The organism is Variovorax sp. N23 (genome assembly GCF_025486315.1).
GTDB lineage: Bacteria > Pseudomonadota > Gammaproteobacteria > Burkholderiales > Burkholderiaceae_C > Variovorax.
In genome coordinates, this window is sequence record NZ_JAOOPY010000003.1 from 320,228 (window position 1) to 331,005 (window position 10,778).

Genomic DNA, 10,778 nt, shown 5'->3' on the forward strand with positions numbered 1-10,778 from the left:
CTCCCAGGTCGTGCGGATCGGGCGAAAGCCATGCCTAATTCAGCCTATCGACAGACGGTGACAAAGGTCATCGAATGTGAACTAAAGAACTCGGTTCCGTGAGGTTCCGACACACAACAGCCAACGGGCCCGGCCCGACGAGGAACGAAGAAATGACTGCTGATCTGCGCCGCATTGCACTGACCGTGGACGAACCGTGGCCGGGCCTGTATTTCTGGGTGCTGCAGGAAGAGAACGACGACGCGGGTGTGTACGAGCCGATCGACGCGGCCGACGCGCCTGCCAAGACCTACCAGGCGGCCCTGGCCGCCGGCTACATGGCGCTGCAGGCGGCGGCCGGTGCCAGTGGCCCGCGCCGTGGCGAACTCGCTGCGCCCACCTTCATCAGCCCCTCTTTCGACGTGGCCCACACGACGATCCAGTAGTGGCCCGCAGCGCCGGCCGGTGGCGGTGCCTGGAGGCTCAAGACTCGCCCGCGGATTGTGCGGCGCTGATGACGGGCGAGGAGGACAGTGCGGCCAGGGCCGCCGGGCCGCTGAGTTCGTCGGGGGCCGTCTGTGCGAAGGCGCGGCGTTGGTACATGGCCTGGCGGCGGGCCCGGGCATTGCGGATGGCGATGCTCTGGCGGCGTACCAGATCGCGCACGTCGTCTTCCGCGGCCACGAGATCGATCCGCGCACGCAGCAGGGCGCCCACGCGCTCCGGCTCGGGCCACATCCATGTGGGGAGCAGGGCCCAGGACGCCTTGAGTGGATCACGCAGGGCATCATAGGCGCGCTGATCCACAGCGTAGGCCGTTTCCAGGTTGGCCACGGCGCCGGCGAATTCCGCTTCCCATTGACTCATGAGCACCTCCGAGTGACCCGTGAGTATGTTCGTCGACCACCGTTAAACAGTGTCAACTTGTTCACGCCGGCCGGGCTTTGTTGATACTCGGTGGCATGTCGGGCGTGCTAGAGCCCACCGAAAATCAATGCATCCCGCCCAGCAAGGCCCCCGTGTCACTTCTGCTCCTTCATCAGCTCGCTCAGGCATCCCTCCCAGTCAACCTGTTCTCTGGCAAGGAGGTGGACAGCCTGCGTGTCTTGCATCTGGCGGGGCATGTGAAGGCGACGATCCCCTTGCCGGTGCGCACGCTGCATGGCTATGACCAGCCACCGGCCACCGTGGAAGCCATCACGCCGCTCGGCCACTGGATGCTGCGTCGCTTCCCGCTGACGACGCCGAACGGGAAGGCGGTTCGACCCGTGGCGGCGCCTCGCAAGCGCCTGCTGGGCCGGTTCTGACTCAGCGTGTCGACTCGTCCAGCGTCGCGATAGAGGCGGCGACACGCGCGGCCATCGCCTGGGTGAGCATGATCTGCGAACGGCTCAGGGTCACCAGCATGCCGATACCGACCCCCGCTGCGGAGGCGAAGGCCACCACGAACTGTGCTTGCGAAAGCGTTTCCATTTCCGTGCCTTTGGAAGAAGCGATGAGATGAACCCCGGGGGCGAGCCTGCAGTCTGCGCGTGAGCTTGCATGTCCTCAATACGCCATTCGGCTAAGCGCATCCTGGCGCGCGCCGGGGTGCCGGCGATGAGGCACGCCGGCTATGCCGCATTGCCGACGGCTATTCGCTATTTCCGTCGTCGTCCAGGCTGGCGCTCCAGCGCGGGCCCCAGCCGCTTCGGGCCTGGTCGAGGCTGCGGCGCTCGCGCTTGGTCGGCCGTCCCTGCTCGATGCTCAGCGCCGGCTCGCTGCCCAGGCGCCGCTGTTCCCGGGCCGCGGCCTGCGCCGCGATGCTTTCCGCCGTCTCCTCGTAGAGCTGCTGCGCCACCGGCGCCGGCCCGCGCTGGCCGCTCAGGCCCCGCACGACCACGGTCCGTTGCACGGCGCCCTGGCGCAGCGCGACGGTATCGCCCGCCTTGACTTCGCGCGAGGCTTTCGCGACGTCGCCGTTGACCTGCACGCGGTTCTTGCCGATCTCGTCGGCCGCCAGCGAGCGGGTCTTGTAGAAGCGCGCGGCCCACAGCCACTTGTCGATGCGCAGACGATCCATTCCTATCCTTGTTCCAGCGGCAGCCGCACGGTGGCGTCGAGACCGACGACACGGCCGTCCGCCAGGCGATTGTCCAGCGCGATGCGACCCCGCAGTGCCTGCACGATCTCCCGGCAGATCGCCAGCCCCAGCCCCGAGCCGCTGGCCATGTCGCCGGCGGAGAAGGGCGCGAACAGCCGCCCGCGCAGTTCGGCCGTGATGCCGGGGCCGGCGTCGGCGATCCGCAGCAGCGCCTCACCCCCCTCCGCGCGCACCTGCACCGACAGCATGCCGCCGCGCGGGCTGTGCTTGACGGCGTTGTGCAGCAGGTTGCGTGTCAGTTCCTGCAGCATCCAGCGGTGGGCGTGCACCGGTACGGCGTCGGCGTCGAGCTCGAAATCGAGCGCCTTGTCGGCGATCAGCGGCGACACGTCGAGCGCCACCTGGCGCACCACCTCGCCCAGGTCCTGCGTGCTCGACTCCGGCTGCTGGCGCAGCTGCTCGACCTTGGCCAGCGACAGCATCTGGTTGGCCAGCGTCGTCGCTCGCGCCACGGTGGCGTCGATCTCGCTGAGGGCCTGATCTGCCGGTACGTCGCCGCGCCGCGCAGACTGCACCTGCGCCTTGAGGACCGCCAGCGGCGTGCGCAGCTGGTGGGCGCTGTCGCGCACGAAGCGCTTCTGGTGGTCGAGCAGCGCCTGCAGCCGGCCCATGACGCGCGTCGTCGCCTCGACCAGCGGGCGCAGCTCGCGCGGGGCGTCGGGCGCATCGATGGGCGACAGGTCGTCGGCGGCGCGCGCCTCGATCGCCTCGCCCAGCGCGCGCACCGGCTGGGTCGCGCGCTGCACGACCAGCGCGGTGACGAGCGCGATCACCGCCAGCAGCACGGCCTGCCGCCACAGCGTGTCGAGCAGCAGCGTGCGCGCCAGCGTCTCGCGGATCTCCAGCGTTTCCGCCACCTGCACCACCGCCATGCCGCGGCCGACGGCGCTGGCCACGGGCTGCAGCAGCACGGCGATACGCACCTGCTGCCCGCGAAACTCGGCGTCGTAGAAGTCGACCAGCGACGCATACGGCGGGCGGATCGGCAGCGTGCCGCGCCAGAAGGGCACCTCGTCGAAGCCCGAGATCATCTCGCCCTTCAGGGTCGACACGCGGTAGTACATGCGGCTCTGGTTGTCGGCCTCGAAGGCCTCGAGCGCGGAGTAGGGCACGACCGCGCGCAGCACCGCCGCGTCGTCGTAGCCGGTCACGTCGAGCTGCTCGCCGATGGTCTTGGCCGACGCCAGCAGCGTGCGGTCGTAGGCGATGGTGGCCGCGGCCAGGCTCTGGCGGTACAGGCTCACGCTGTTGACCGCGATGACGAGCGCCACCGGCACCAGGATGCCGAGCAGCAGCCGTGCCCGCAGCGAGGTCGCCGAGGTCGCGAACAGCCGCCTCACGGCTCCTCGCGCAACAGGTAGCCCAGCCCGCGCAGCGTCATCAGCGCGGTGCCAGTGCCGACCAGCTTCTTGCGAAGGCGGTAGACGACCACCTCCACGGCTTCGTACTGCACGTCCGCCTCGCCCGGGAATACCAGCTCGAACAGGCGCTCCTTGCTCACCGCATGGCCGGGATTCATCATCAGCGCCTTGAGCAGCGCCAGCTCTCGCGGCGTGAGCTCCATGACATCGGCCCGGTGGTAGATGGCCCCGCTGTCGGCCGCGTAGCGCAAACTGCCCACCGGCTGCGGGCCGGCCGGCGCGTCGCCAGCGTCGCCTTGCTGGTGGCGGCGGCGCAGGGCGCGCAGGCGTGCCTCCAATTCGTCCAGGTCGAAGGGCTTGGGCAGGTAGTCGTCGGCACCGGCATTGAGCCCGACGATGCGGTCGCCCACCGTGCCGCGCGCCGTCAGCAGCAGCACGGGGGTGCGCAGGCCGGCAGCACGCGCCTGGGCCAGCACCTGCAGCCCGTCGAGGTTCGGCAGGTTGAGGTCCAGCGCCACCACGTCGGGTTCCAGCGCTTGCCATTGCGCCACTGCCAGCGCCCCGTCGCCGCACACCCGCACGTCGATGCGGCGGCGGCCCAACGTGCGCTGCAGCGTGGTTTGCATGGTGGGGTCGTCTTCGACCAGCAGCAGCTTCATCGGGGAGGTGGGTTCGTGTTTACCCCAGTCCGCAGGACAGCCAACTGACAGCAGGGCGGCGCATCATAGCGGCGTTCAGCTTCCAATCAGCTTTCATTCCATAAGGAGACACCCGATGCGTCGCGACACCTTTTTGAAGTCCCTGGCCGCCCTAGCCGCCGCGGGTGCGTTGCCCCTGTCGGCACGCGCTGCCGCCAACCTCAAGATGATGATTCCCGCCAACCCGGGTGGCGGCTGGGACACCACCGGGCGTGCCCTGGGCAAGGCCCTGACCGACGCCAAGGTGGCCGACACGGTCACCTACGACAACAAGGGCGGCGCCGCCGGCGCGCTGGGCCTGGCGCAATTCGTCAACGGCGCCAAGGGCGACCCGAACGCGCTGATGGTCATGGGCTCGGTCATGCTGGGCGGCATCATCACCGGCAAGCCGCCGGTCAAGCTCGAGCAGGCCACGCCCATCGCGCGCATCACGACTGAATACAACGTGTTCGTGCTGCCGGCCAGTTCGCCGCTGAAGACCATGAAGGACGTGGTCGACCAGCTCAAGAAGGACCCGGGCAGCGTCAAGTGGGGCGGCGGTTCGCGCGGCTCCACTGAGCACATCGCCGCAGCCATGATTGCGCAGAAGGTCGGCGCCGATCCGTCGAAGATCAACTACGTCGCCTTCCGTGGCGGCGGCGAGGCCACTGCGGCCATTCTGGGCGGCAACGTCACGGTGGGCGGCAGCGGCTACAGCGAATTCGCCGAGTACATCGCCGCGGGCAAGATGCGCGCGATCGCCGTGACGTCTGCGCAGCGCCTGCCGGGCGTCAACGTGCCCACGCTGAAGGAGCAGGGCATCGACGTTGAGATCGGCAACTGGCGCGGCGTGTACGGCGCCCCGGGCCTCACGCCCGAGCAGCGCAAGACCGTCACCGACATGGTGTTGGCCGCCGTGAAGAGTTCGGCCTGGGCCGAGGCGCTCAAGAAGAACGATTGGACGCCGGCCGTGCTGTCGGGCGATGCGTTCGCGAAGTTTGTCGACGACGACTTCGCCAGCCTGCGCGCCATCATGGCCAAGTCCGGGATGATTTGACTCTCCCCCGGGGCTTGCCCACTTCGTGTGGCTGCGCCCACCCCCTTCCGGGGGCGACACCAACGGCCCGGCGAAGCCGGTTCCGTGGTGTCCCTGGAAGGGGACGATTTCGCTCCTCCCTCAGAGAAAAACATGAACTCCAGCTCTCTTCCCGTGGATGTGGGGCGCGGCGCCACGTGGCCGCAGACCCTGGTCGGCGTCGGCGTGCTGCTCACCGGCCTCGCGCTGGCTGGCGGCGCCATCGGCATTTCTTCGGAGGCCGGCTACGGCGGCGTCGGCCCCAACTTCCTGCCGTGGCTCGTGTCGATCGTGCTGTCGATCTGCGGCGCGTGGATCATCTGGGAATCTCGCACCGGCGGCTTCCGCGACATGGACGAACCCTCGGGCGCGGCCGAGACCTACTGGTCGGGCTTCGTCTGGGTGTCGGCCGGGCTGCTGCTGAACGCATCCCTCATCACCACCATCGGCTTCATCTTCAGCTGCACGCTGTGCTACGTGCTCGCTGTGCAGGGCCTGCGCCGCGCGAGCGGGCAGGGCGGGGTCAACAGCCCGCGCACCTGGCTCATCGATGCCGTCACCGGCATGCTCATCGCGGCACCGGTGTTCTGGATGTTCACGCAGTTCCTGGCCATCAATCTGCCGGGCCTCACTTCTAGCGGCTGGATCTGACATGGACATCTTCAACGCACTCATGCAGGGTTTCGCCGCGGCGATCACCCCTGCCAATCTGCTCTGGTGCCTGGTGGGCTGTGCCCTCGGCACGGCCGTCGGCGTGCTGCCGGGCATCGGCCCCGCGGTGGCGGTGGCGATGCTGCTGCCGATCACCGGCAAGGTCGACGTCACGGCCTCGATGATCTTCTTCTCGGGCATCTACTACGGCGCGATGTACGGCGGCTCGACCACCTCCATCCTGCTGAACACGCCCGGGGAAACGGCCAGCATGGTGACCGCCATGGAGGGCAACAAGATGGCCAAGAGCGGCCGCGCGGGCGCCGCGCTGGCCACCGCGGCCATCGGCTCCTTCGTGGCCGGCACCATCGCCACGGTGGTCGTCACTCTGTTCGCGCCCTTCGTGGCCGAATTCGCCGTGAAGCTCGGCCCGCCCGAATACTTCCTGTTGATGCTGCTGGCCTTCACCACGGTGAGCGCGGTGCTCGGCAAGAGCACGCTGCGTGGCATGACGGCGCTCTTCATCGGGCTGGCCGCCGGCTGCGTCGGCCTCGACCAGATCTCGGGCCAGGGCCGCTACACCGGCGGCATCCCCGAGATGCTCGACGGCATCGAGATCGTGCTGGTCGCGGTCGGCCTCTTCGCCGTGGCGGAAGTGCTCTATGCCGTGCTGTACGAAGGCAAGGTCGTCGAGGGCCAGAACAAGCTCAGCCGCGTGCACATGAGCAAGCGCGACTGGAAGCGGTCGATTCCCGCCTGGTTGCGCGGCACGGCCATCGGCACGCCCTTCGGCTGCATCCCGGCCGGCGGCACCGAGATCCCGACCTTCCTGAGCTATGCGATGGAAAAGAAGCTCGCGAAGGACAGCGACGCCAAGGCCGAGTTCGGCACCACCGGCGCCATCGAAGGCGTGGCCGGCCCCGAAGCCGCCAACAACGCGACGGTGACGGCCGCGCTCATCCCGCTGCTGACGCTCGGCATCCCGACCAGCAACACCACCGCCATCCTGCTGGGCGCCTTCCAGAACTACGGCATCCAGCCCGGCCCGCAGCTCTTCACCACCTCGGCCGCGCTGGTGTGGGCGCTGATCGCCTCGCTCTACATCGGCAACGTGATGCTGCTGGTGCTCAACCTGCCGATGGTCGGCCTGTGGGTCAAGCTGCTGAAGATCCCCAAGCCCCAGCTCTACGCCGGCATCCTGATCTTCGCGACGGTCGGTGCCTATGGCATGCGCCAGAGCGCGTTCGACCTGTTCCTGCTGTACGCCATCGGTGTGCTGGGCGTGATCATGCGGCGCTTCGACTTTCCGACCGCACCGGTCGTCGTCGGCATGATCCTCGGGCCGCTGGCCGAAGCGCAGCTGCGCAACGCGATGTCCATCGGCGAGGGCAGTGCGGTGGTGTTCTTCCAGCGCCCGATGTCGATCGTGCTGATCCTCGTGGTGCTGGCGGTGCTGATCCTGCCGCGCGTGGCCAAGGCAATGGCGATGAAGAAGGCGCGGGCCGGAGCGCTCTGAACTGGGTCAGTCCAGCTGGATCTTGAGCGGCTTGATGGTCTCCGCCCAGACAGCGCCGTCCTTCTTGACGAAATCGGCGAACTGCTTGGGCGTGTAGGCGGGTGCTTTCAGGCCATCGCGCTCGAACAGTGCCACGGCTTCTGGCGTGGCCAGGGCCTTGATGACCTCCGCGTTGAGCCGGTCGACGATCGGCTGTGGCGTGCCCTTGGGCGCGAACACGCCGAAGAAGCCTTCCTGCGTCATGCCCGGGTAGCCCAGTTCCTTGAACGTGGGGACGTTGGGCAGCAAGGCAGAACGCTCGTCGGTCGTCACGGCCAGGGGGCGCAGTTTGCCGCTGCGGATGTGCTGGATCGACGACACCGTGGCGTCGATGTAGAACTGCACCTGGCCGGACAGCAGGTCCACCAGCGCCGGTGCCGCCCCGCGGTACGGCACGCTCGTGATCGGCACGCCGACGGCCGAGGCAAAGCGCTCGTTCAGCAGGTGGGTGACGCCACCGGTCCCGAGCGATATCGCGTTGACATTCTGCGGTTGCTTCCTGGCGAGGTCCACGAGTTCGGCCACGTTGGTGGCGGGCACGGTGGTGTTCACGCTCAAGACATAGGGAAACTTGATGAGCGAGGCCACGGGGACGAAGTCGTCCGTCTTGTAGCTGGGCGCCTTCGTGACGAGAACATTCACCGAGAACGCCACGCCGTTGACCATGAGCGTGTGACCGTCGGGCGCGGCGCGCGCCGCGGCGCCAGCGCCGATCATGGTGTTCCCGCCCGCCATGTTCTCCACGACCACGGGCACGCCCAGCGACTTGGACATCGGGACCGCGACCAGGCGCGCGATCTGGTCCGACGAGCCGCCGGCGGCGTACGGCACGATCAGGCGGATCGGCTTGGATGGGAATGCCTGCGCGATGGCCGTTGTGGCCACGCCGAAGCAAAGCGCCAAGGCGGTGCCGGAAAGTGCGAGAGAGCGTTTCGATGTCATGGTGGCCTTTCGAGGTGGATCGAGGTGAAGTTGCGGTCAGGTCCGGGGGAGAACGGTCGGGGGCTCGAACGCGGTGACGGCGGGCGGCTGTGCCGCGAAGCGCTCGATCTCCACCAGGCAGGTTTGCGCCATGCATCCTTGCGACAGGCTGGATGCGCCCTGGTCTCGCGTCAGCACGTTGGGGTTGCCGTGTTTCTCCAGGCTGTCGGCGCCGGCCCATGACGACGGATCGAACCATGCGCCGGTCGACAGCTTCACCACGCCCGGTCGCAACTGCGGCGTGAGCCGGGCCGCGGCCAGGCAGTCGCCCCGCGCGTTGAACACACGGACCACGTCGCCGTCGACGATGCCGCGCGCCTGGGCGTCCTCGGGGTTCAGCAGGATCGGCTCGCGGCCATCGACCTTGTGGCTGCGGCTCGATGCGCCATGGTCGTACTGGCTGTGCAACTTCGCGGCGGGCTGATTCGACAGCATGTGCAGCGGGAACTCGCCGGCCGCTGCGCTGCCGAGCCATTCGACGGGTTCGAACCAGCGGGCGTGACCCGCGCAGTCTTCGCAGTCGAAGCCGGCAATCGTCTCGCTGTAGAGCTCGATCCGGCCCGAGGGCGTCGCCAGCGGGTGCGCGACCGGGTCGGCACGAAACTGCGCCAGCATCACCACCGGCGCGCTCCACGCGCCGAGATCGCAGCAATCCTGCGCCCAGAAGGTGTCGAAGTCGGGCAGGGCGGCGCCTGCGCGCTGCGCCCGGCTTTCGCTTTGCCCGTAGATTTCCTTCAACCACTCCATGGCGGTACGACCTTCGGTGTAGAGCGCTTCGGCACCCAGTCGTCGTGCCAGGCCGGTGAAGATGTCGTAGTCGTCCAGCGCCTCGCCGACGGGCTCGATCGCGCGTTTCATCGCGATGATGAAGCGGTCCCGGTTGGAGTAGCCGATGTCGTCGCGTTCGAGCGACGTGGTGGCTGGCAACACGACGTCGGCCATCCGCGCGGTCGCCGTCCAGAACTGCTCGTGCACGACGACGGCACCGGGTCGACGCCACGCACGCATCAGGCGGTTCAGGTCCTGGTGGTGGTGATAGGGATTGCCGCCGGCCCAATAGACCAGGTGGATGTCCGGGTAGCGATGGTCCTGGCCGTCATAGGTGAACCGTCCGCCGGGTTGTTCCAGCATGTCCGTCAGGCGCGCGACGGGGATGAACGCCTGCACGGGGTTCTTGCCCTGCGGCAAGGTGGGGCCGGAGAAGAGCGGCGCGTCGTTGCCCATCAGGCTGGTGGCGCCGTAACCCACGCCGAAGCCACCGCCGGGCAGGCCGATCTGGCCGAGCATCGCGGCCAGCGTCACCAGCATCCAGTAGGGTTGCTCACCGTGGTGTGCGCGTTGCAGCGACCAGGCGATGTTGATCATCGTGCGCGATGCCGCCATCTCGCGGGCCAGTGTGCAGATGCGTTCGGCGGCAATCCCCGTCTTGGCTTCGGCCCAGGCCGGCGTCTTGGGTTCGCCGTCGGCCTCGCCCAGCAGATAGGGCACCACGCGCTGGAAGCCGACGCAGTACTTGTCGAGAAAATCCCGGTCGTGCAGGCCTTCGACATACACGACGTACGCCAGGGCCAGCAGCAGCGCGGTGTCGCTGTGCGGCCGGATGGCCAGCCATTCGTGCTCGCCGACATGGTCCAGGTCTGCGGCGTCGGGGCTCACGCTCACGAAGCGAACGCCATTCGCGCGCATGGCGGCCAGACCATCTCGCACCTTGTGCTGGCTGGCACCGCCCGCGCTGACCTGCACGTTCCTCGACGGAACGCCACCGAAGCTCACGAACAATTCGCAGTGCTCGGCCAGGACATCCCAGCTGGTGTGATGAGTGATGAGATGGTCCATCGGCGCGACGACGTGCGGCATCAGCACCTGCGCCGCCCCGAAGCTGTAGTTCGTCGCATGCCGGACGTAGCCGCCCACTGAGTTGAAGAAGCGATGCACCTGGCTCTGCGCATGGTGAAACCGACCGGCGCTCGACCATCCATAGGAGCCCGCATAGAGCGACTCGTTGCCGTGCGTGTCGATGACCTCTCGGATCGCGCCGGCAACCAGGTCCAGCGCTTCGTCCCAGGAGACTTCGACGAACGGCTCCTGCCCGCGCAGATGCGTTGCGCCTTCTTCCGCCGTGATCGGCCCGGGCGCGCGCGTGCCCGGCGGCAGCGCCCGGCGGGCGCGCTGCGCCTGCAGCCAGCTCGATCGCACCACCGGCTTCTGGATGCGCAGCGGGCCTGTGGCCGCCTCGAAGACGGACAGCCCGATCGGCGAGGGGTCCGGGTCGTGCCTGAACGCCTGGAGGCCCACGGCCTGCCCGCCGTCGCGGACCACCTCGTAGGTTCCCCAATGACTGGATGTGAGCGACATC

At 68.3% G+C, this 10,778-nt stretch carries 12 protein-coding genes; 5 read left to right on the forward strand and 7 right to left on the reverse strand.

Annotated elements, in window-relative coordinates:
- Positions 1-152: 152 nt before the first annotated feature.
- Positions 153-425: a hypothetical protein gene (locus N8A90_RS06705; protein WP_262073892.1), complete on the forward strand. Its 273-nt coding sequence runs from the start codon at positions 153-155 to the stop codon at positions 423-425.
- Positions 426-462: 37 nt separating this feature from the next.
- On the opposite strand, the gene N8A90_RS06710 is transcribed toward N8A90_RS06705, so the two are convergent.
- A complete protein-coding gene (locus N8A90_RS06710) occupies positions 463-846 on the reverse strand; it encodes a hypothetical protein (RefSeq protein WP_262073893.1) in 384 nt (127 codons plus the stop codon).
- 152 nt (positions 847-998) lie between these two features.
- On the opposite strand from N8A90_RS06710, the gene N8A90_RS06715 reads away from it, so the two are divergent.
- Positions 999-1,286, forward strand: a complete 288-nt coding sequence (locus N8A90_RS06715) for a hypothetical protein (RefSeq protein WP_262073894.1) — start codon at positions 999-1,001, stop codon at positions 1,284-1,286.
- 1 nt (position 1,287) lies between these two features.
- Here the strand turns inward: N8A90_RS06715 and N8A90_RS06720 are convergent, their stop codons facing one another.
- The 4 genes from N8A90_RS06720 to N8A90_RS06735 form a co-directional block, all read right to left on the reverse strand.
- On the reverse strand, positions 1,288-1,452 hold the full coding sequence (locus N8A90_RS06720) for a hypothetical protein (protein WP_262073895.1): 165 nt from the start codon (positions 1,450-1,452) through the stop codon (positions 1,288-1,290).
- Between the two features lie 160 nt (positions 1,453-1,612).
- Positions 1,613-2,041: an RNA-binding S4 domain-containing protein gene (locus tag N8A90_RS06725; protein ID WP_262073896.1), complete on the reverse strand. Its 429-nt coding sequence runs from the start codon at positions 2,039-2,041 to the stop codon at positions 1,613-1,615.
- 2 nt (positions 2,042-2,043) lie between these two features.
- Entirely contained in the window at positions 2,044-3,462 is a 1,419-nt protein-coding gene (locus N8A90_RS06730) for a sensor histidine kinase (protein WP_262073897.1), read from the reverse strand.
- A complete protein-coding gene (locus tag N8A90_RS06735) occupies positions 3,459-4,142 on the reverse strand; it encodes a response regulator transcription factor (RefSeq protein WP_262073898.1) in 684 nt (227 codons plus the stop codon). The genes N8A90_RS06730 and N8A90_RS06735 overlap by 4 nt, the downstream gene beginning before the upstream one ends.
- A 115-nt stretch (positions 4,143-4,257) precedes the next feature.
- Between N8A90_RS06735 and N8A90_RS06740 the strand changes: the two genes are divergently transcribed.
- From N8A90_RS06740 to N8A90_RS06750, 3 genes are all read left to right on the forward strand, one after another.
- Positions 4,258-5,217 (forward strand): Bug family tripartite tricarboxylate transporter substrate binding protein, encoded by a 960-nt coding sequence (locus N8A90_RS06740; protein WP_262073899.1) that lies wholly within the window; start codon positions 4,258-4,260, stop codon positions 5,215-5,217.
- A gap of 132 nt (positions 5,218-5,349) precedes the next feature.
- Positions 5,350-5,886 (forward strand): tripartite tricarboxylate transporter TctB family protein, encoded by a 537-nt coding sequence (locus N8A90_RS06745; protein WP_262073900.1) that lies wholly within the window; start codon positions 5,350-5,352, stop codon positions 5,884-5,886.
- Position 5,887: 1 nt separating this feature from the next.
- Positions 5,888-7,402, forward strand: a complete 1,515-nt coding sequence (locus N8A90_RS06750) for a tripartite tricarboxylate transporter permease (protein ID WP_262073901.1) — start codon at positions 5,888-5,890, stop codon at positions 7,400-7,402.
- Between the two features lie 6 nt (positions 7,403-7,408).
- On the opposite strand, the gene N8A90_RS06755 is transcribed toward N8A90_RS06750, so the two are convergent.
- Together N8A90_RS06755 and N8A90_RS06760 are read right to left on the reverse strand one after the other, a co-directional pair.
- Positions 7,409-8,383 carry a Bug family tripartite tricarboxylate transporter substrate binding protein gene (locus N8A90_RS06755; protein WP_262073902.1) on the reverse strand — a complete coding sequence of 325 codons (975 nt, stop codon included), beginning with the start codon at positions 8,381-8,383 and terminating at the stop codon, positions 7,409-7,411.
- 36 nt (positions 8,384-8,419) lie between these two features.
- Positions 8,420-10,777 (reverse strand): molybdopterin-dependent oxidoreductase, encoded by a 2,358-nt coding sequence (locus tag N8A90_RS06760; protein WP_262073903.1) that lies wholly within the window; start codon positions 10,775-10,777, stop codon positions 8,420-8,422.
- Position 10,778: the final 1 nt, after the last annotated feature.